Below are 19195 nucleotides of genomic sequence, written 5' to 3'. Positions count from 1 at the left end.
GATCAGCAGCGCGTCATCACCACAGTGGCGGGTACGTACTCGGAAAGGTGCGGGGTCAGTTGGCGCCGCACCGGAACTCTCCGGCGGGCACCGGCGTCTAACAAGCCGACGACCGCGACGCACTCCCAAGAGGCGGGGACTGCACCACGGAAGCGCAAGCGCCATCGCGCGCCACCCCTCGCCATGCTTCACGCTCGGCGTACGACGTGATGCGCTGCCTTGTGCACGCGGTGACCAGTGACCACGTGGCGTGATCGATGCCGATCGACCCCGGGCTTCCCCGGCCGGGCCGCAGGACACGCCCCACAACGGCATGAAGCGGCACGGCGCGAAACGATGGTGAACCCGGCATGTAGTGCCATGTAGTGCCATGCAGTGCGATGGACAAAGCCCTCGGCGTTAACGGAAAGGAACGAGCGCTCATGCGCGAGATCCTCGGAAGGCGACGCAAGCTCCTGTTCCGGCGCGGCGGAAAGCCGGTGCAGCTCGGTGCGGCGCTCCACTACGCCACCGAGTGGCAGTGGCCCGTACTTCCCGGTGTGGGACTCCGGTCCGCCGGCCGGCAGCCGGCCGGTGCCCTGCTCGGCCTCGGCGAGCGGATCACGCGTCGCTGCAGCTGTCCGGACCCCGACTGCGTGGTGCCCGGCGCGCACCCCTTCGACCCAGGTCTGCTCGCGGCCACCACCGATGCCCGGATGGTGCGTTGGTGGTGGACGAACCGCCCCGATGCCCCGGTCGTGCTGGCCACCGGCGGCGGCGCGCCCTGCGCGGTGAGCCTGCCCGCGGTCGCCGGGGCCCGTGCCCTGGCGGCGCTGGACCACTTCGGCGTGCGCCTCGGCCCCGTGGTGGCGACGCCCACCCGCTGGTCGCTGCTCGTATCGCCGTACGGCCTGCCGGAGTTGGGTGAACTGCTGCACTCCCAGGACTGGGTGCCCAGCTCGCTGCGGTTCCACGGCGAGGGCGGCTATGTGGTGCTCCCGCCCTCCCAGATCGGCGCCGGCCGGGTCCGCTGGGAGCGGCCGCCGGCCGTCACCCCGGCCGCGCCCTGGCTGCCGAAGGTGGCCACGATCGTGGACGCGCTGGTCACGGCGAGCACCGGCTCCCCGGACGGCGGCAGCCGGCTCGCGTACTGACGCTCGCCGATGCTCCGGGCGCCCGATGCGTACTCGGGCGCCCTTGTGCTGTGCGGGTACCTGTCGGGGGCGAGTGAGGGACGGGCGGGCGTATGCCGGGCCGCGTGGACGGATGAGGGACGGGCGGGCGCATGCGGGGCCGCGTGGACGGATGAGGCACGGACGGGCGTGTGCGGGCCCGCGTGGACGGATGAGGGACGGACGGAAGGAACGACCCGCAGCGGATCACCCGTACGGGTGCGACCTCCCCCGGTCTCTCGGGGAAACGGGCGTCCGGGTGTCCGGGCGCACCCCCGTCGGCCGATAGGTTCGGCCCACCGTCAAGCCGTCGTCAGCGGCATCTCAAGTGCAGGTGGGGCCCATGCAGCGTGCGCAGAAAATCCGCATGATCGGGCTCGCCGGCACGGCGCTGCTCGCCATCGCCGTGCCACTGGGCGCCGCGATGGCCGGCCCGGCCGGCACCTCGCCTCCGGGAGCGGGATCCGGGGAGGCAGCCAAGGCCGAAAATAGCTCCTCGGAAGAAAAGGGAAACAGGGGCGATAACGCCGCCAAGTCGGGCAAGGCTCCCCTCACTGCCGCCGTCGGTTCCAGGAGGCAGGCCGGCTCCTCCGACCGCCCCGGCCTGCCGCACCTCTCCGGCCGCACCTCTCGCTGCGGCCCCGAACTCGCCGCTCCCCAGGGGGTCACGGCCCAGACCTGCGTGCTCGCCGAGGACGGTGTCACCTGGGGGCGTACGTACTACCGCAACCGCACCGGCGGCCGGCTCCGCGCCGTACTGACGCTGCTGCGGCCGGACGGCAGGACCGTCCAGGTGAACTGCGAGGTGGCGGCGGGTGGTGCGCCGGGCGTGTGCGAGACGCCTGCCGCCCCGACCGTGCACCGGAGCCGGCCGCCGTATGCGGCCGTGGCGGAGATCGCCGACGCGGCGGGGAAGCGGCTGCTGCTGCGGTCCGGCAGCAACTCGTCCGTGGCGGGCAGCGGTTCGGAGCACTGAGAGTGCGGGCCGCCGAGGGCCGGCCGAGCCAAGCGGAATGCCTGGTTCCGGACATGGAAGCGCCCGGTCGCTGGCGACGGGGGATGCACCAGCGACCGGGCTTCTAGAACCGTAACAAGAGATCGGCGGTTCGCAAATTCGATCGTGGAATTCCGGACGCCTATTTACCGGCAGGTACGGGGAGTTGTGACGGGTGTCACGCCTGGGGTCCCCCGGTGTGTCCGGACCACGGTCGAGGACGCCACGATCAGCTCAGGGTGACCTGACGGTTGGTGAGCCCGCCGCGCGCCCGGCGCTCCTCGGGGGTCAGCGGGGTGTCCGTCGCCAGGGCCTCGGCCAGCCGCTCGGCGAATGCCGCGGCCGGCTTGGCGACCTCGTCGGCGCCCATCTCCGAGGGCAGGTCCCAGACCGGGACGACCAGGCCGTGGGCGCGGAACGAGCCCACCAGACGGGTGCCTTCACCGAGCGAGGCGGCGTCCGCCGCGTGCAGCCGGGCGAGCGCGTCCAGCAGCTGCTCCTCGGGGTGCGCGGTGACCCAGCGCAGATGGTTCTTCTCCGGGGCCTCGCACCAGTACGCGCCCTCCAGGCCGGGAATCCGGGCGGTCGGGACGGCCGCCGCGTTGGCCCGCTCCAGAGAGGCGGCGACCTCGCCGGTGGCGTTCTCGGCGTTCTCCACCCAGAACTCGAAGCCGGTGTGGACGGTCGGCTCAAAAGCCGCGTCCGGGTCGAGCAGATCCTGCAGCCGCGGACCGTCGGCGGAGTGCCGCTCCGCGGCGACCGGGTGGCCGGGTTCCGTGGCCAGCGCGCGCTGCAGGGTGTCCGCGAGGTCGCGGCTGAGGTCGCCGGAGGCGGTGTCGTTCTGCAGGCCGAGCAGCACCGCGCCGTTGTCGCGGCGCAGCGCGGGCCACGCCATCGGCAGCACGGTCGCCAGCGTCACGGACGGGACGCCCTCGGGCAGCCCGCCCTTCAGCGTCAACTCGGCGGTGGCGGCGGGCACCAGCTCGCGCAGGGCCACCCAGTCGCACTCACCGGGCAGGCCCTCGAAGGGGCGCTGCACGAGCTCGGTGGCGGCATGCGCCGCCTGTCGCCCGTGACAGGCCTTGTACCGGCGGCCGGAGCCGCACGGGCAGGGCTCACGAGCGCCGACGACCGGCACCTCCCCGTCCTTGGTCTGCGGTGCTGCGGCCTGGGGCTGGGGACGGCGCTTCTTGGCCATGGCGACGGTGTCTCCTGGTCGATCCTGGGCGTACGGACGCGTATCTGCGCGAGCCTAGAGGATCGCTTACGCGGTCGCGCTCGGTTGCGTACCGGGCCGTGTCATGCCCGGCCGCCGCGTATGTCCCGGTGCCGTGTCCCGGCCGGACGCGCCCCGTAGCCGCCGGGCATCGGCGTGCCCCGCCTGCCGCTACGTCAGGTCGTCGAATTCCGGGAAGGCCGGCCCCAGCGGCCGCCCGTTGCTCACGCCCGCGCCCGCGCCCGTGGTGAGCGAGGGCGGCAGATCGGGCAACAGGTCCACGCGCGTAGCGAACGCGCCTTGAAGGGAGAGGGCCGCCCAGACCGTGACTTCGCCGGTGACCGTGTCGCGGACACCCCAGTCCTTGGCGAGCGACCGGATGATCGCCAGCCCGCGGCCGCCGCGTGCGGTGACCGACGGAGTGGCCGGAAGGGGGCGGGTCGGACCGCCGCCGTCCGTGACCGCAACGGTCAGCCGGCCCTGCGCATCGATACGCCAGGATGCCCGCACGGATGCCGAGGGGGTGTCCTTTGCGTCGGGCATTACGGAACCCGGTGATCCGTTTTCGTATATCGGACGCGCATGGCGACACGAATTGCTCAACAGCTCCGACAGGACGAGCACCGCGTCATCGACGACGCTGTCCTGAACACCACTTGCCAACAGCTCTTCACGCATGCGTCGCCTGGCCATGCCCACACCCACTGGACCATGGGGTACGGCCATGATCGACGACGTCGGCACCTCTTGTGCCACCACCAACGCCACCCCCGAGACCTCCTTTGCCCCACGCCACGGGATGAATGCCCCAATGGACTGGACCGGAAACCGGCCAAGCCGCACACAGTGACGCACTGGACATAACCGAATACGGCCCGAATGCGCCGGTGCACACCCTGTGAGGAGCTTTAGCCAAGGCCGAGTTGTATACGCACCTGTTTGGGGCGATTCGTAATGACCGCATCCACGCCCAACTCCCGGCACAGCTCGACATCTTCGGTGTCGTTGACGGTCCAGACGTGCACCCGGTGGCCGGCCCGGTGCGCCCTGGCGACGTACTCGGGGTGCGCGCGGAGGATCCGCATCCCGGGGCCGGCGATGCCGACGCCGGGCGGGAGCCGGCCGTCGCGGTGCCGCGGAGTGAGGAATTGCATCAGGTAGACGCCGGGAATGCCGGGCGCCGCGGCCCGGACGCGGTGCAGCGAGCGCGCCGAGAAGCTCATCACCCGGACCGGAGAGGTCCCGTCGGTGCGGGTGGCCGGTTCGGTGTGCCCGAAGCGGGCGAGCAGCTCGACCAGCCGCTCCTCCACCTGCCCGGCCCAGCGGGTGGGGTGTTTGGTCTCGATGGCCAGCTCGACCCGGCGGTCGGCGTCGGCGACCAGCTCCAGCAGCCGCTCCAGCGTCAGTACGGAGGTCCGCTCGGGGTCCTCGTGCTGCCGGTCCGGTGCCTCGTTCGCGGACCCGTCGTCCTTCCAGGAGCCGAAGTCGAGCGTGGCCAGGTCGGCGAGTTCGAGGGCGGAGACCGAGCCGCGCCCGTTCGAGGTGCGGTTCACCCGCCGGTCGTGGACGCACACGAGGTGGCCGTCCGCGGTGAGCCGGACATCGCACTCCAGGGCGTCCGCGCCGTCCTCGATCGCTCTGCGATAGGCGGCGAGGGTGTGCTCCGGGGCGTCCTCGGAGGCACCGCGGTGGGCGACGACGGAAATGGCGGGACGGCCCGGACGGCCGTCCTGGGCGGGGCGTGCATAGGTCACCGCGTTATCGTGCCATCCACCGTCGCCGGGCCGCCGGGCGCGTACCCCGAGGTGCGGAACCGGGGATGCGCCGGTTTTGTCCGGCATAAAGGATGAGGTGACAGTCACAGCCTTGGCTTACGGCGCTCTGACGCGCGGTGGGAAAGGCTGGAAGGGAGATTCGCCCCTACCGTCCGGCCGTAGCGCCGACCGGACCTGCGGGCCGGGACTCGCGACAGCCGGGATGTGCGGGCCGGGCCTGCAGATCATGGCCCGCGGACCTGATCCGCGGACTCCGATCTGCGGACCGGGACTCGCCCGTACTGCCCGGATCCTTGATGCTGGAGTATCGGGTCCCCCGACCGGCAAGGGGGAGCCGCACGACCGGAGGGCCCGCCGGGCCCGCCGGACCGCAAGAGACGACCGGGAGGCCCGCGGGCCTCCCACCGCACGAACCGCACCACCCGGCGGACCGCACGGCCCGCCGTACCGCACCACCCGGACGCACCCCCCAGGGTCCGGCCGAACCGCAAGCCCCGGAAGAAACGGCCCGCCCCGGACCCTCAGCGTTGGCTGAGGCACAGGGCGGACAGGACACCCTCCTGCCAGGCCGTGGGCGCCGACAGTCGTGAAGCTGAGGAGAGAGCTGTGAGCACCGAGAACGAGGGAGCCGCCGTCCCGTCGGAGGCCAAGCCGCCGACCGGGCCGCAGCCGGACAGCGCCTCCGCGTCCGCCTCCGGCGCCCGGACTCCCGGCGTCCCGCCCGTGGCACCCCCGCCGCCGGACTTCGCACCGACCGTCACCTCGGCCGCCGGCGCCGGCTACGACGAACCGGGCCGGATGCCGCCGTACAGCGACGGACGGCTCCCGCAGCCCGGCTACGGCCACCCCGGCGACGACCCGGCGGCCGACCGGACCAGCCAGTTCCCCACCTACTCGGCGGCCGGCCCCGGAGCCGGTGCCGGCGGCTGGGGCCAGCAGCCGCCCTACGGTGGCGGCGGCGACCCCTGGGGCACGACCGCCAGCCCCGCCCCCAAGCGGCGCAACGGCGGCCTGATCGCGGCCGTCCTGGTGGCCGCGCTGGTCGCCGGCGGTGTCGGCGGCGGCATCGGCTTCTGGGCCGCCGGCCAGAGCGACAGCGACTCGACGACGGTCTCCGCGTCCGGCGACCCCGGGGCACTGAACCGCAAGCCCACTTCCGTCTCCGGGATAGCGCAGAAGGCGCTGCCCAGCGTCGTGACGATCGAGGCGCAGGGTGCCACCGGCGACGGCGGCACGGGCACCGGCTTCATCTACGACAAGCAGGGCCACATCCTCACCAACAACCACGTCGTCGCCAGCGCGGCCGACGGCGGCAAGCTCACCGCGACGTTCTCCAACGGCAAGAAGTACGACGCCGAGGTCGTCGGCCGTGCCCAGGGCTACGACGTCGCCGTGATCAAGCTGAAGAACACCTCCGGCGCCCCGCTCAACCCGCTCCCGCTCGGCAAGTCCTCCCACGTGCAGGTCGGCGACGCCACGATCGCCATCGGCGCGCCCTTCGGCCTGTCCGGCACGGTCACCACCGGCATCATCAGCGCCAAGGACCGCCCGGTGGCCTCCAGCGACGGCGGCGGCACCAGCGCCTCGTACATGAGCGCCCTGCAGACGGACGCCTCGATAAACCCCGGTAACTCCGGCGGCCCGCTGATGGACGCCGCCGGCAACGTCATCGGCATCAACTCCGCCATCCAGTCGGCCGGCAACGGCGGCGGACTGGGCGGCGAGTCCCAGCAGTCCGGCAGCATCGGCCTGGGCTTCGCCATCCCCATCGACCAGGCGCGACGGGTGGCGCAGGACCTGATCAAGACCGGTAAGCCGGTCTACCCCCAGATCGGCGTCCAGGTCGGCATGCGGGACACCGGCAACGGCGCGACCATCGCCCGGACCGGCAACAACGGCTCCGATGCCGTCACCCCGAACGGCCCCGCCGACAAGGCCGGCCTGAAGCCCGGCGACACCATCACCAAGCTCGACGACACGGTGGTCGACAGCGGCCCCACCCTCATCAGCGAGATCTGGCAGCACAAGCCCGGCGACCAGGTCACCCTGACGTACAAGCGCGGCGGCAAGGAGCGCACCACCCAGGTCACCCTGGGCCAGCGCACAGGCGACAAGTGACGCGCTAGTCTGATCCCGCGACACCCACGCGCCCCGCGCGCTGCGGTGCCGCGGGGAGGCTTGCCCGAGCGGCCTAAGGGAACAGTCTTGAAAACTGTCGTGGCGGCAACGTCACCGTGGGTTCAAATCCCACAGCCTCCGCAGGTAGACGGCCCCTGACCTGGAATTTCCCGGTCGGGGGCCGTTGCGTGTCCCACGAGTCGTGTGCCCGTGGCCGACGGCTGGGGGCGACACCGGCGTACCTGTCCCTCCACGGGACGCTGTTCCTCACCAGGGCGATGGCCGCGGCCCGAGCGGAAGACCGAGGGACGGCTCAGGAGTTCCCCAGGTGCTGGAACCGCCGCTTCCCGGCTCGGCATGGACGCCCACCACATGTGGACGGCCTTCGGCCCGACGAACGTGGCGATCCACCGCGTGGCCGCTGCCGGCGAGCCGGGCGACGCACAGGTCGCGCTGGATCTCGGCCCGCAAGTGGACGCCAGCGCACCCCAGCCCGCTATGGGATCTCGCATCCGTTGAGGTCCAGCACCGGAAGGCAAGGTGGGGTGTGAGTCGGCTGACCTAGCCTCTTGGGCATGCGCATAGACCAGCTCGGGCCCTGGCTCCAGGAGCATGGTGCGGCACCGCAGTCCGTGCTCGTGTCGGCTCAGTTCGATGCGTATCTCAGCGCGCTCCCGTGGACAGGCGGCGGGATCGACTGGCGCGGTCTGCCGCACTGCTCGCTGACGCTGGACGGCGTCTCGGATGATGCAGTTGTGCAATGGGCCCGGCAGACGCCCCTGGCCCTGCATACCCATGTCCTCGTCATCGACTCGGCCGCCGAGCCAGGGGTGCTGTGCCGCTTCGAGGACGCCATGCGGGACTTCGAGCTGTTGTCCGACCGACCCGAGCTGTACATGTGTGGCGCCGAGCTCGTGGATGGTGAGGTGCAGCCGGCCTTCCACCGCTTCATCGAGCGGCGGTCGTTCATGACCCTCAACGCCCGGGGGTGAGATCATCTGCGGTGGGCGTGACAGGCCAACAGCCGCCCTACGAGCCCCCTTTGGAGCGGCTGCGAGCACTGCGACCATGCCGCTGTGGTCTGTCGCAGGAGGTACTGGCTGGACTCGTACGCTGAGACCATGGACAGGGAAGAGCCGCACGTTGTTTGGTCCTTGGACGGTTTCAGCAAGCGGGACGAGTTCTTGCGTACGCAGCGAGCCGTCAGCCGGGAGCAAATCATCGAGCTGCGCGAGGTGATCACCCCTGATTCCGACGATCCGTGGATGACCTACTGCTACGACGTACCTCTCGACGTCTGGACCGCAGTGGAAGAGATCCTGCAATGCGGCCCGCCTGATTCAGGCCTTGATTACCAGATCTCCGCCGTCGCTGGTGATTGATCGACGGATTCAGTGGTCACCGTGCCTTGCCGTGCCCGAACTACCGGGAAACCACGCGAAACCACGGGAAACCACGGGGAACACCGGACGGCCGCGGTGGGCGGAGTACGCACCGGCGCCGATAGCGCCCCTAGGGTTTCGCCCATGGTGACTGCGACTGTCCGCGAGTGGCGTGACGAGGAAGGCTGGGGCGTGCTCGACTCCCCTGAGACACCCGGCGGCTGCTTTGGGCACTTCTCCGACATCCGGATGGCCGGCTTCCGCACCCTGTCGCCCGGACAGCAAGTCGACCTCGCATGGGAAGCCCCCGGCTTCACACAGGATGGGTACGACTACCGCGCGCTGGCCATCGTGCCTCGGCCTGCCTGACATCTGCACCTGACAACAACGACCGTGCACGCCCACGGTTCCCGGCAGTCCGCTCTGCCCTCACGCGCTGCACCGCCGCATGCACGACGGGACCGCGTCCGCCGGGAAGTGGCGGGCGCGGTTCCTTCGGGCTCTGGGGGAGGCTTCAGGCAGGCGGCTGATGCCTGATGCCTGATGCCTGATGCCAGAAGCCTGATGCCTGAAGCCTGAAGCCTGATCAGTCGTCGTCGCCATGGTCGTCGTTGTCGTCCTGGTCGACGTGCTGGCCCAGGACCTTGCCGCTCGCCGCGTCGATGGTGACGTCGTGGCTCTTGTGGTCCTTGCCGAGGACGTCGACCTCCCAGACGGCGGAGCCGTTGCGGTCGTTGTCGTCGAGGCTGTAGGAGACGACGGTGCCGGGGACGGCCTTCAATGCCTTGTCGGTGGCCTTGTCGTGGCCGATCTTGTCGGCCTTGACCAGGGCCTGGGTCTCGGCGGCGTCCTGGGCGGCGTCGTCGTCGCGGTCGGTGTGCTTGTTCAGGATCTTGCCGTTGCCGGCGTCGATGGTGACGTCGTGGCTCTTGTGGTCCTTGCCGAGGACGTCGACCTCCCAGATGAGGGAGCCGTCGCGGTCCGCGTTGTCGATTTCGGCGGCGGTCGCGGTGCCGGGGACGGCCTTGAGAGCCTTGGCGGTGGCCTCGGACTGGCTGATCTTGTCGGCCTTGACCTGCGCGCGGTCCTTGGCGGTGTCGTCCAGGTGGCGCTCGTTCTGCGAGAGCTGGACCGAGGAGTGAGGGGCCGGGCCGTCGTCGTCCGCGAAGGCGGTCGCGGCACCCGTGCCGCCGATCAGTGCGACGGCGGCGGCCGTGGCGAGGACGACGGCGCGGGGGGCGAGCGTGCGCTTGGCGGTGGCCTTCATGGGGACGTTCCTCCGGATCGTGTTGCGGTTTCGTTCCTGTCGGCGGGCCCTGTCGCGCCCTTCCGACATTCACCACAGTGCCGACCCGAACCTGAACACAGCCTGAAGTTCTGAAGCGCTCTTCAGGTTCTGGCTCCGGAACGGGCGATGAGGTCGCCCCCCCCGCCGGACAGTGTCGGTATCCCTCTCCAGGGGTCCCTCCGTCCCCTGGCCCCCTTGTGGACCATGTGCACGCCAGCGGCGCCAAGTTGGCCATCGCCAGGTCGATGGTCGCGGGTCGGCGCGCTGGTCGTGCCGGTAGCCGGAACGCTCTTGCGGACTGTCGTGGCGGCAAGGTCACCGGGGGTTCACATCCCACAGCCTCCGCAGAGAAACGGCCTCTGAACAGGGACCTCCCGGTCAGCGCCGCCTTCATTCCTCAGCCTCGTTGATCCGCGGCTGACCGCCTTCGGCCGGGTGTGGCCGTTCCGGCCGGCACGGGTGTGGCAGAAGACCCGCTCGATGCATCGGTGCCGCCCCCGCAGGACCTTCAAAAGATCAGCCGGAGATGGTCAACGGAGCATCCGGATAGCTTCAAAAGTACGTTCGTTTCTCACCGTGTGTCCGAGAGCGTGGTGCGGCTCGCCGTCGGGGCCTTGGGCCGTCCGTCGCTCCTGTACAGGGCGACCTCGTGCGCCAAGGCGGGCGTGGCCTGGGTCGGCTCCGGCCGGCACGTCGGCTGGACTCGTCGATTTACCACCATCAGGAGTCACGGGTTGACCAAGGAGCGCAAGGAGCGCAAGGAGCGCAAGGAGCGCAAGGAGCGCAAGGAGCGCAAAGGAACGTGCCTTAGGTTGGCCGTTTGGCATCCGTCCGGAAGAAGGGATTGGCCTGGTGGCCGAGAACGGCCAGTTCTCCGTGCACCCGGAGGACATGAAAAGTGTTGCGCCGACTTTCGGCACGCAGAGTGCGCACCTGAACAAGGCACTGGGAGCGTTGAAGAGCAATATGAACACCCCCGCACCCGTGGGCCCCAGGACTCCGGAGGAGGCCGTGGAAATGGCTCGCCCCCACTACGGCTGGCGTCGGCCGGACGGCAGTGCAGGGCAGCTGATCGCCCGGGAATTCAGCCACGGGTACATCATCCTGCCGGACCAGTTCCCGCCTGCCGCCAACCCCTCGCAGCCGCCGCCCGCGGTGGGATGCGCCGTCATCGACAAGGAGGACGGGAGGATCATGCACCTCCCGTACATGGGAGTGGAGGGAACCGCCCAGTTCTACCTGCAGCAGCGCGGACCACGGGGCTGACGAACCGGGGGGAGCTCGTCGACGGTGCGGCCACCGGGCCGGTACATCCCGGTCTCCGTGATGAGGCCGGGTCCCATCGTCCTGGCCTTGCCTGGCCTTGGTCCGGCCGGAGACGTTGAGCAGCAGCCCCGTCGCGCACCGGGCCGGGGTGTTGTCTGGGCGGCGTGGGCGGGGAACAGTAGCGGTGAGGCCCGGGGCCGGAGCGGTGGGAAAGGTGAGATGACGTCTAGCGCGATGGGGGTTCGCCGATGAGGCGTCTGACCCGACATACGGTTATCGGCTCTGCCGTGTTGTTTGCCTGTGTCGCATGCACTTCAGGGGAGGGCGAAAGTAATCCTTCTGCTCGCCGCACGTCCTCTGCCGCCGAGGCTTCGAGTCTGTTTCGGCTTCCAGCGGTCGATCTGCCGGACGACCCGCTCTCCGAGCAGGACGGCTCGACCGGACCGGAGAAGCGGAGGGTGATCGGGGAAGTTCGCAACGGGCCCGACCGGATCATCGTGTACGTCGCGGGGCGGAAATGCGGTCTGGCGACGACTCGTGAGGGCGACCAGAGGAATCTTTCCCTTCACCTGATCGACGCACGGTCGAAGGACGGCAGTCAGGGGGATGAACGTCTCCCCTATGGGCCCTACTCGGAATCTTCGGCTACGGGGTCGGGTGGCACTTGGGCAGCTCTTTCCTGCGGAAAGGATGCGATGGTCGTGAAGTTCTTTTCCCCTGACCTCTCCAAGGCCTCGAAATATCGGGGGTCGCTTGATGTGATCAAGCCGGCGAGCGCTGAAGGTTCTGTCTCCCTTGTCGTAGGGGAACGAGGGATCAGGGAGAAGGTCAGGGCTGCTCTTCAGGCTCATTCGTGAGTCGTAGATCTACTCGGTGGGTGTACCGTCGCCCGATTTAAGGGTGCGGTCACGAGTGGCACCGGTTGTCGCCTCGTGCGTCGGGGGCGTTGTTCCTGGGGCTGCTCCTGGCGCTGCTTCTCCGGATGTGTTAATTCGCGCGACCTCGGTCGTAGGATCGAGGGGAGTGCCGTCTTTCCTGGGAACCTTTCGGTGAACGATGTCTGATCCGTTGCCCGGCTCGCTTGACCAACGACTGGACGCCCTTGCGCGGCATCCGTTTCGCGCGAAATTTCAGCTGCGCGGCCGTGAGCGGGCCACGGCCGAGTTGAGCGGCCCGTCCACGATGCGGTGGCATGCCTACGACCTCATTGCCAAGCGGCTGGCACCGGCCGAGCCCTACAAGGACGGCAAGCAGACCCCCTACCGCGGCCACCCGGTATTCGTCGCGCAACATGCGACCGCGACGTGCTGCCGTAGCTGCCTCCAGCGCTGGCACCAGATCCCCAAGGGGCGGGAGCTGAGCCGTGCGGAGCGTGCGTATGTGGTGGGCGTGATCTGCCGCTGGATCGAACGTGAGGTGGCGAGGCCTGGTTCTTCGGGCGCGGACCCCTCGGGGCGGTGATTCCTGAAGGCGATTCCTTAAGGTGATTCCTGAAGGTGATTCCTGAGCGGGAATGGCGGAAATTCCTGGCTTATTCATTCGCTGCAGGGGAATTCTGGAGAGTGCGGTAACAGAGTTTGCCGTTTGCCTTGTGCGGTAGAGTGGCAGTGGGAAATGGAATGGTATTCCAGTCGAGATGCGGGAAGGGGGCAGAGGTCACTGTGGGTGCGTGGCGGACGGGGGTAGCAGGCGGCGCCCGGCGGGGAAATGTGTTGATCCGGCGGGCCGAGGAGCGGGATGCGGGGCGGCTCACTCGGCTGGTGCGAAGATCTCGGGCTTATGAGGGGCCCTATTCCTCGATGGTCGAGGGGTATCGGGTGGGGCCGGATTACATCGTGGCGCATCGGGTCTTTGTCGCCGTGGAAGAGTTGCCCGGTGAGGGCGCTGAGGGCGCTGAGGGCGGTGGTGGCGAGCGGGTGTTGGGGTTCTATGCGCTGATGGTGGAGCCGGCCGAGCTGGACTTGATGTTCGTGTCGGACCAGGCGCAGGGGCGCGGCATCGGGCGCCGGCTGGTGGAGCACATGCGGGGTGAGGCGCGAAGCGCCGGGATCGACAAGGTGCGGGTGGTTTCGCATCCGCCTGCCGAGGGCTTTTACCGCAGTGTGGGCGCCAGGCCGGTCGGAACGGTGCCGGCGAACCCGCCGGTGGTGAGGTGGGATAGGCCGGAGCTCGAATTTGTGGTGGTTGATTAGCCGGGATGGGGCCCGGGGGCGGGGTCGGGATCGGGGGCGGAAGCCGGGGGGCGGGGCGGGGGGCCGGGAGTAAATCGTTGGCCAGGCGGTCCTTCGGCGTTGAGAGTGGGGGGATGACGCGATCATTTGAGGAGCTGGTTGCCGAAGCCGATGCCGTGTCGGTCGAGGGGTGGGACTTCTCGTGGCTGGCGGGGCGGGCCACGGAAGAGCGGCCCTCGTGGGGCTATCAGCGGGCGATGAGCGAGCGGTTGGCGCGGGCGTCGGCGGCGCTGGACATCCAGACGGGTGGCGGTGAGGTGCTCGCCGGGGCGGCGGAGCTACCGCCGGTGATGGTGGCGACGGAGTCCTGGCCGCCGAATGTCGCCAAGGCCACGGAGCTGTTGCACCCGCGGGGCGCGGTGGTGGTGGCCGACGCGGACGAGCCGCCGCTGCCGTTCGGTGACGCGGCCTTCGATCTGGTGACGAGTCGTCATCCGGTGACCGTGTGGTGGGAGGAGGTCGCCCGCGTGCTGCGGCCGGGGGGTACCTACTTCTCCCAGCAGGTCGGACCGGCGAGCGTGTTCGAGCTGGTCGAGTACTTTCTGGGGCCGCAGCCGGAGCACGTCCGGCGGGCCCGTCACCCCGAGGATGCGCGCCGGGCGGCGGAGGCAGCCGGCCTGGAGGTGGTCGATCTGCGCGCGGAGTCGCTGCGGACCGAGTTCTTCGACATCGGGGCGGTCATCTACTTCCTGCGCAAGGTGGTGTGGATGGTTCCCGGGTTCACGGTTGCGCAATACCGGGAGCGCTTGCGGGAGTTGGATGAGGTGATCCGTGCGGAGGGGGCGTTCGTGGCGCATACGGCCCGGTTCTTGATCGAGGCGCGTCGTCGCCGCAGCTGAGCTTTTGGTCCTTCGGTGCCCGCCCCTCCCTCTGCCCCTATCGCCTCGATTGCCCTTATCGGCCCTCCGCTGCCCCCTACGGCTCCTGCGCCCGGCTTCTTTCCCCTACGGGTTCCCGACACCTGCCTTCCCCTACGAGTTCCCGTTACCTGCCTTCCCCTACGGGTTCCCGATGCCCTGCCTTCCCCTACGGGCTCCTGCGCCCGGTTCCTTCCCCTACGGGCTCCCGCGCCGGCCTCCCTCCTGCCGGTGGCGGGCCGCCGAGGCGATTGTGGCGCGTGCCTCCTGGGCCGACAGGCCGGTGTGGCGGGCGGCTTCCAGCAGCCGGGCGGCGAGTTCCTGGCCGAGGCCGGACTCGTCGGCTCGGCAGGCGGCCCAGAAGAGGCGGGCATTGCGCTGACCGGCCGGGGAGGTGCGGACGAAGCGTACGAGCGCCGCGGCGGGCTGGGGCGGGACGCCGGTCGGGGGCTCGCGGCGGGCGGACGGGGGCGGGGCCGTGAGGAGCGCGAGCAGGGCATCCGGCACGGCGGCGGGGCGCTGCGGTGCGTCCGGCGCCAGGGCGTAGCGCCCGTGGACGGTGAGTGAGCCGGGGCCCACGAGATAGCCGCCCGCGCCGCGGACATCGATGCCGGGCGCGAGCCGGCCGGCCGAATTCGCAATGACGGGGGACGGCGGGCCGGTGAGCCAGAGGTGGCGGCCGCCGCTGGGGGTGAGCACCGTGACCGTGGGCGGGATCGGGAAGTCGTGCTGTTCGGCGAGGAACCGGAGGGCGGTCAGGCCGTCGGCGCCGTGTTTGGTGTCGAGGTCGATGCCGATGAGGTGGTGCGGGGGCCGCCCGCAGGCGAGGCCGTAGCCCGTGGCCCAAGGGGCGGCGGCGAACATACGGCGGACGGCGAGGGGGTCGGTGCTCGCGTCGTGTACGCCGTGCCCGAGGCGGCCGCACTCGCCGCGGCAGGGCGGGACCTCGGGATGCCCGCGGTGCGGGGACCGGAGGGCTGGAAGCTTGTTGCGGGTCAGTGGGAAGACGGGGTAGCCGCGCTCCGCGGCAAGGAGGGCATGGGCGAGGGCGGCGGCGTGCGCATCCGTGGGTCCGGAAGGCCCGGTGGGTCCGGAAGGCCCGGTGGATCCGGTGGATCCGGTGGATCCGGTGGATCCGGTGGACCCGGTGGACCCGGTGGGGCGGAGGAGGCCGAGGGGTGGCGGCTCGGGCCGGCCCTCCGTCGACGGGCCGGTGGGTGTCCCGGCGTTCGACGGGTCTGCTGGTGTGCAGGCCGGTGTGCCGGTGTGCGGTGGGTCTGCTGGTGTGCGGGCCGGTGTGCCGGTGTGCGGCGGGCCGGCCGGTCTGCCGGTCGGTGTTCCGGTGGGGCGTCCATGGCGGCGGTGCAAGGCCATGGATCTAGTTTCGTACGAATGTTCGACGAAGGGAAGGGGGGCGTGCGGGAACCGGCCTGTGCGCCGGTTGCGGCGGCCGGGCGCGTGGGGCGCGCGGAGCGCGTGGAGGGCGGGTCGTGGCGGGGTGCTGTGTCGGCAGGGGCTGCTGGTGGGGAGGTCGTGCGACGGCCGGGGTTTACCCGGGGTCCCTCATGCTTGCGGGGGAATCGCCTCTTCGTGGCGGGTTCGCCGGGGATTCATGGGCAAGCCTGAGTGCACGACGTCGAAGCAAGCATCGCGGTGGTCGGCCAACTGCCCGGTGAGCAAGCGGAGTTCCATCGATACAAGCGATCTGAACGATCTGAACGACCTGAACGATCTGAACGATCTGAACGACCTGAACGTCCAAGCGACCCAAGCGACCCAAGCGATCCGAGTGGTCCGGCGATCCAAGCAACCCGACCGATCCAAGCGATCCAAGCGATCCAAGCGACCCAAGTGATCCAGTAGTCGTGTTCCGTAGGAGGAAGAGACATGGCAAGTACCCGTACCGCCCGCGTCATCGCCATTGGTGCCGCACTGCCCTTCGCGGCTGCACTCTTCACGGGCGTGGCGCAGGCCGACAACGGCGGCTTTGCGACGGGCGGGTCGAGCTCGGCGGCGACGAGCCAGACGGGAACCGGTGTCGGTGGCAGCAACTTCGGTAACTCGACCACCGGCCAGCAAGTCGCCAATGGTGCCGGTGCCTCCAATCAGAACAACACCGCGAGCGTGAACGGCTCCGGTCCCACGCGTATCGACCAGACCAACGCCACCGTCAACTTCACCAACCTCTGGTGACCCGGCCCGCCGCAAGGGGACGCGGCGACTGACCGAGGGGTGATACGTCAGGGCGGTACGGAGAGAATGGGGCTTCTCCGGGGTTCACTGCGCCGACCTTGACAGCGAGCGGGTTTCTGACGGACAGTCAGAAACCCGCTCGCTCGTTCATGCGCCGGGACCCTGCGTTCGTCCGCCGGGACCCTGCGCACCGGACGTACGGCCACCAGAAGGGGAGCCGCCGACGTGCACCTCGCCCCCACCGCGCGCCAGGAGCAGCTGCGCACCGAACTCCGCTCGTACTTCCGCGAGGTACTGCCGGACGGGCCGGTCGAGGACCCCGTCCAGCAGCGGGCGGTGCTCCGCCGGATCGGCGCCGACGGCATGCTGGGACTGGGCTGGCCGACCGAGTACGGAGGGCGGGGCCGCGGCCCCGACGAACAGTTCGTCTTCTTCGACGAGGCGTACCGCGCGGGCGCCCCGGTCTCGATGGTCACCCTCAACACCGTCGGCCCGACCCTGATGAAATACGGCACCCGGCGCCAGAAGGACTACTTCCTGCCGCGGATCCTCAGCGGTGAGCTCGTCTTCGCGATCGGCTATACGGAACCCGAGGCCGGCACCGACCTCGCCGCGCTCCGCACCCGCGCGACGAGAGGCACGGCGAGAGCCACGACCAGCGGCGCGACGAGAGGCGCTACGAGAGGCGCTACGAGAGGCGCTACGAGAGGCGCGACGAGTGGGGCGGGCGGTGGCGACGGCCACTGGCTGATCAACGGTGCCAAGAGCTTCACCAGCAACGCCCATCGGGCCGACTGGATCTGGCTCGCCTGCCGCACCGACCCCGACGCCCCCAAGCACAAAGGCATCTCGATCATCCTCGTGCCCACCGACGCCCCCGGTTTCTCCTGGATACCGATCGAGACGGTCGGCGGGCTGACGACCACCGCCACCTACTACGACGACATCCGCGTCCCGGCCGGGAATCTCGTAGGGGAGGAGAACGCCGGCTGGAAGCTGATCACGCATCAGCTCAACCATGAGCGCGTGGCGTTGGCCGCCATCGGCATGCAGGCCGAGGATGCCTTCGAGGCCGCGCTGGCTCATGCCCGTACGCCGGATGCGGAGACCGGTGAGCGGCCCGCCGACCGTCCATGGGTGCGGTCCCGGCTCGCCGAGGCGCACGCCCGGCTGGCCGCCACCCGGCTGCTGAACTGGCGGCTGGTCGATGACGTGGGCGCCGGGACACTCGGGCCCGGCGACGCCGCCGGCGTCAAGTTCGCCGGGACGGAGAGCGCCGTCGAGGTCTACCGGATGTGCCAGGAAGTGGTGGGCCATGCCGCCCTGGTGCGGGCCGGATCGCCGGGCGCCTTCGGGGGCGGCGAGCTGGAGCGGATGAACCGCGCGGCGCAGATCAACACCTTCGGGGGCGGAGTGAGCGAGGTCCAGCGGGAGATCGTCGCGACGATGCGGCTGGGGATGCGGAGGGGGCGGCGATGAGCGCGGTGCAGCTCACCCACGAGCAGCTCAAGGCCTACGAGGGCCGGCCGACCGGGACCGCCGGCGTGGGAAAGGACCTGGTCAACGAGCCGATGATCCGGCACTGGTGCGAGGCCGTGGGCGACACCAACCCCGCCTACCGGGGGCCGGACGCCATCGCCCCGCCGGCCATGCTGCAGGCCTGGACCATGGGCGGCCTCTCCGGCCACACCGACCGCTCGGGGGCGTACGGCGAACTGTCCGTACTGCTGGACGGCGCCGGGTACACCTCCATCGTCGCTACCGACTGCGAGCAGGAGTATCTGCAGACGCTGCGCCCCGGTGACCGGATCACCTTCGACGCGGTGATCGAGTCGGTATCGGAGCGCAAGACCACAAAGCTGGGGACGGGGCACTTCATTACGACGCGGATGGATATCCGCGCGAACGGCGAACCGGCCGGCACACATCGCTTCCGGGTCCTCAAGTACGCCCCGGCGGCACGGGGCCCCAAGACGGACGAGCAGGTGGAGGCGCCTCAGCAGGTACGGGCACCTCGGCGGGTACGGGCACCTCAGCAGGCGCAGAGATCCCAGCAGGCGCAGACATCCCAGAAGGCGCATGTGCTCCAGAAGGGGCATGTGCCCCAGAAGCCGGAAGCATCCCAGCAGCCCCGGGCCCGACGGCCCCGTCCCGTCGTCAACCGCGACAACGCCGGCTTCTGGGAGGGCGTCGCCGGGCATCGGCTGCTGATCCAGCGCTGCACGGAATGCCGGACGCTGCGTTTCCCCTGGCTGCCGGGGTGCAATGCCTGCGGGTCAGCGGAGTGGGACACCGTCGAGGCGAGCGGCGCGGGAACGGTCTTCTCCTACGTCGTGATGCACCACCCGTCCTTCCCTGCTTTCACGGTGCCCGAGTCCACGGTGCCCGAGTCCACGGTGCCCGAGTTCACGGTGCCCGAGCACGACACGGACGGGCCCGGCCCCGACACGGATGGGCCCGGCCCTCAGGCGCATGCCCCCGGCGGCTCCCGTGCAGAGGCGCCCAGCCCCCACGCAGACGGGCCCGGCCCCCACCCGGACGGGCCCGGTCCCTACGCGGTCGGGCTGATCGAGCTCGCGGAGGGGGTGCGGATCGTCAGCAATGTCGTGGGCGTCCCCGCCGACAAGGTGCGGATAGGGGCGCCCGTACAGCTCGAATTCCTGCGCGCCGACGAGGAGTTGGAGCTTCCGGTCTTCCGCGCGGCAGAGGGCGGTGAGGGGTGAC

18 protein-coding genes, 1 tRNA gene and 1 pseudogene are annotated in these 19195 nt (G+C 70.2%); 15 read left to right on the top strand and 5 right to left on the bottom strand.

The annotated features are described in order from the left end of the window. Positions 1-422: 422 nt before the first annotated feature. Positions 423-1133: a bifunctional DNA primase/polymerase gene (locus ACF088_RS16850; RefSeq protein ID WP_392376518.1), complete on the top strand. Its 711-nt coding sequence runs from the start codon at positions 423-425 to the stop codon at positions 1131-1133. A gap of 361 nt (positions 1134-1494) precedes the next feature. Then, positions 1495-2127, top strand: a complete 633-nt coding sequence (locus ACF088_RS16845; RefSeq protein ID WP_392376517.1) for a hypothetical protein — start codon at positions 1495-1497, stop codon at positions 2125-2127. Positions 2128-2374: 247 nt separating this feature from the next. Here the strand turns inward: ACF088_RS16845 and ACF088_RS16840 are convergent, their stop codons facing one another. The 3 genes from ACF088_RS16840 to ACF088_RS16830 all read right to left on the bottom strand — a co-directional run bounded on the left by ACF088_RS16840 (position 2375) and on the right by ACF088_RS16830 (position 5115). Next, the gene (locus ACF088_RS16840) at positions 2375-3343 is read right to left on the bottom strand and encodes a DUF5926 family protein (protein WP_392376516.1); all 969 of its coding nucleotides are present in this window, start codon (positions 3341-3343) and stop codon (positions 2375-2377) included. 189 nt (positions 3344-3532) lie between these two features. Further along, positions 3533-4216 carry an ATP-binding protein gene (locus tag ACF088_RS16835; protein WP_392376515.1) on the bottom strand — a complete coding sequence of 228 codons (684 nt, stop codon included), beginning with the start codon at positions 4214-4216 and terminating at the stop codon, positions 3533-3535. A gap of 53 nt (positions 4217-4269) precedes the next feature. After that, complete coding sequence (locus ACF088_RS16830) at positions 4270-5115, bottom strand: glycerophosphodiester phosphodiesterase (protein WP_392376514.1); 846 nt, start codon at positions 5113-5115, stop codon at positions 4270-4272. 627 nt (positions 5116-5742) lie between these two features. Here ACF088_RS16830 and ACF088_RS16825 point away from each other — a divergent pair. The 5 genes from ACF088_RS16825 to ACF088_RS16805 all read left to right on the top strand — a co-directional run bounded on the left by ACF088_RS16825 (position 5743) and on the right by ACF088_RS16805 (position 9005). Next, positions 5743-7254 (top strand): S1C family serine protease, encoded by a 1512-nt coding sequence (locus ACF088_RS16825; protein WP_392376513.1) that lies wholly within the window; start codon positions 5743-5745, stop codon positions 7252-7254. A gap of 54 nt (positions 7255-7308) precedes the next feature. Then, a tRNA-Ser gene (locus ACF088_RS16820) sits at positions 7309-7395 on the top strand. Between the two features lie 434 nt (positions 7396-7829). Beyond that, on the top strand, positions 7830-8246 hold the full coding sequence (locus ACF088_RS16815) for a hypothetical protein (protein ID WP_392376512.1): 417 nt from the start codon (positions 7830-7832) through the stop codon (positions 8244-8246). A gap of 129 nt (positions 8247-8375) precedes the next feature. Beyond that, the gene (locus ACF088_RS16810; protein WP_392376511.1) at positions 8376-8636 is read left to right on the top strand and encodes a hypothetical protein; all 261 of its coding nucleotides are present in this window, start codon (positions 8376-8378) and stop codon (positions 8634-8636) included. 144 nt (positions 8637-8780) lie between these two features. After that, a complete protein-coding gene (locus ACF088_RS16805) occupies positions 8781-9005 on the top strand; it encodes a cold-shock protein (RefSeq protein ID WP_392376510.1) in 225 nt (74 codons plus the stop codon). Positions 9006-9222: 217 nt separating this feature from the next. Here ACF088_RS16805 and ACF088_RS16800 read toward each other — a convergent pair whose 3' ends face one another. Then, positions 9223-9903, bottom strand: a complete 681-nt coding sequence (locus ACF088_RS16800) for a PepSY domain-containing protein (protein ID WP_392376509.1) — start codon at positions 9901-9903, stop codon at positions 9223-9225. A gap of 873 nt (positions 9904-10776) precedes the next feature. On the opposite strand from ACF088_RS16800, the gene ACF088_RS16795 reads away from it, so the two are divergent. The 5 genes from ACF088_RS16795 to ACF088_RS16775 all read left to right on the top strand — a co-directional run bounded on the left by ACF088_RS16795 (position 10777) and on the right by ACF088_RS16775 (position 14260). Next, positions 10777-11190, top strand: a complete 414-nt coding sequence (locus ACF088_RS16795; protein WP_392376508.1) for a hypothetical protein — start codon at positions 10777-10779, stop codon at positions 11188-11190. A 248-nt stretch (positions 11191-11438) separates the two neighbouring features. Continuing rightward, positions 11439-12047 (top strand): hypothetical protein, encoded by a 609-nt coding sequence (locus ACF088_RS16790; RefSeq protein ID WP_392376507.1) that lies wholly within the window; start codon positions 11439-11441, stop codon positions 12045-12047. 199 nt (positions 12048-12246) lie between these two features. After that, positions 12247-12651 carry a DUF4186 domain-containing protein gene (locus ACF088_RS16785; RefSeq protein WP_392376506.1) on the top strand — a complete coding sequence of 135 codons (405 nt, stop codon included), beginning with the start codon at positions 12247-12249 and terminating at the stop codon, positions 12649-12651. Positions 12652-12899: 248 nt separating this feature from the next. Next, entirely contained in the window at positions 12900-13382 is a 483-nt protein-coding gene (locus tag ACF088_RS16780) for a GNAT family N-acetyltransferase (protein ID WP_392376505.1), read from the top strand. Between the two features lie 113 nt (positions 13383-13495). Next, positions 13496-14260 (top strand): class I SAM-dependent methyltransferase, encoded by a 765-nt coding sequence (locus ACF088_RS16775; RefSeq protein WP_392376504.1) that lies wholly within the window; start codon positions 13496-13498, stop codon positions 14258-14260. Positions 14261-14476: 216 nt separating this feature from the next. Here ACF088_RS16775 and ACF088_RS16770 read toward each other — a convergent pair. After that, positions 14477-15328: pseudogene (locus ACF088_RS16770) on the bottom strand (bifunctional DNA primase/polymerase); the annotation flags it as partial. A gap of 837 nt (positions 15329-16165) precedes the next feature. Between ACF088_RS16770 and ACF088_RS16765 the strand changes: the two are divergent. The 3 genes from ACF088_RS16765 to ACF088_RS16755 all read left to right on the top strand — a co-directional run bounded on the left by ACF088_RS16765 (position 16166) and on the right by ACF088_RS16755 (position 19194). Further along, positions 16166-16471, top strand: a complete 306-nt coding sequence (locus tag ACF088_RS16765; protein ID WP_392376503.1) for a hypothetical protein — start codon at positions 16166-16168, stop codon at positions 16469-16471. 225 nt (positions 16472-16696) lie between these two features. After that, complete coding sequence (locus ACF088_RS16760; RefSeq protein ID WP_392376502.1) at positions 16697-17950, top strand: acyl-CoA dehydrogenase family protein; 1254 nt, start codon at positions 16697-16699, stop codon at positions 17948-17950. After that, positions 17947-19194 carry a bifunctional MaoC family dehydratase N-terminal/OB-fold nucleic acid binding domain-containing protein gene (locus ACF088_RS16755; protein WP_392376501.1) on the top strand — a complete coding sequence of 416 codons (1248 nt, stop codon included), beginning with the start codon at positions 17947-17949 and terminating at the stop codon, positions 19192-19194. The genes ACF088_RS16760 and ACF088_RS16755 overlap by 4 nt, the downstream gene beginning before the upstream one ends. Position 19195: the final 1 nt, after the last annotated feature.

This window comes from Streptomyces sp. NPDC015125, from assembly GCF_043080045.1.
Lineage (GTDB): Bacteria > Actinomycetota > Actinomycetes > Streptomycetales > Streptomycetaceae > Streptomyces.
The sequence above is the reverse complement of the archived record's forward strand: the minus strand, read 5'-3'. Positions and strand labels throughout refer to the sequence as shown.

Coding starts and splice junctions, on each gene's coding strand:
- ACF088_RS16840 (WP_392376516.1), bottom strand. CDS start 3,343: ATGGCCAAGAAGCGCCGTCCCCAGCCCCAGGCCGCAGCACCGCAGACC.
- ACF088_RS16850 (WP_392376518.1), top strand. CDS start 423: ATGCGCGAGATCCTCGGAAGGCGACGCAAGCTCCTGTTCCGGCGCGGC.
- ACF088_RS16790 (WP_392376507.1), top strand. CDS start 11,439: ATGAGGCGTCTGACCCGACATACGGTTATCGGCTCTGCCGTGTTGTTT.
- ACF088_RS16785 (WP_392376506.1), top strand. CDS start 12,247: ATGTCTGATCCGTTGCCCGGCTCGCTTGACCAACGACTGGACGCCCTT.
- ACF088_RS16775 (WP_392376504.1), top strand. CDS start 13,496: ATGACGCGATCATTTGAGGAGCTGGTTGCCGAAGCCGATGCCGTGTCG.
- ACF088_RS16810 (WP_392376511.1), top strand. CDS start 8,376: ATGGACAGGGAAGAGCCGCACGTTGTTTGGTCCTTGGACGGTTTCAGC.
- ACF088_RS16755 (WP_392376501.1), top strand. CDS start 17,947: ATGAGCGCGGTGCAGCTCACCCACGAGCAGCTCAAGGCCTACGAGGGC.
- ACF088_RS16765 (WP_392376503.1), top strand. CDS start 16,166: ATGGCAAGTACCCGTACCGCCCGCGTCATCGCCATTGGTGCCGCACTG.
- ACF088_RS16800 (WP_392376509.1), bottom strand. CDS start 9,903: ATGAAGGCCACCGCCAAGCGCACGCTCGCCCCCCGCGCCGTCGTCCTC.
- ACF088_RS16845 (WP_392376517.1), top strand. CDS start 1,495: ATGCAGCGTGCGCAGAAAATCCGCATGATCGGGCTCGCCGGCACGGCG.
- ACF088_RS16815 (WP_392376512.1), top strand. CDS start 7,830: ATGCGCATAGACCAGCTCGGGCCCTGGCTCCAGGAGCATGGTGCGGCA.
- ACF088_RS16805 (WP_392376510.1), top strand. CDS start 8,781: ATGGTGACTGCGACTGTCCGCGAGTGGCGTGACGAGGAAGGCTGGGGC.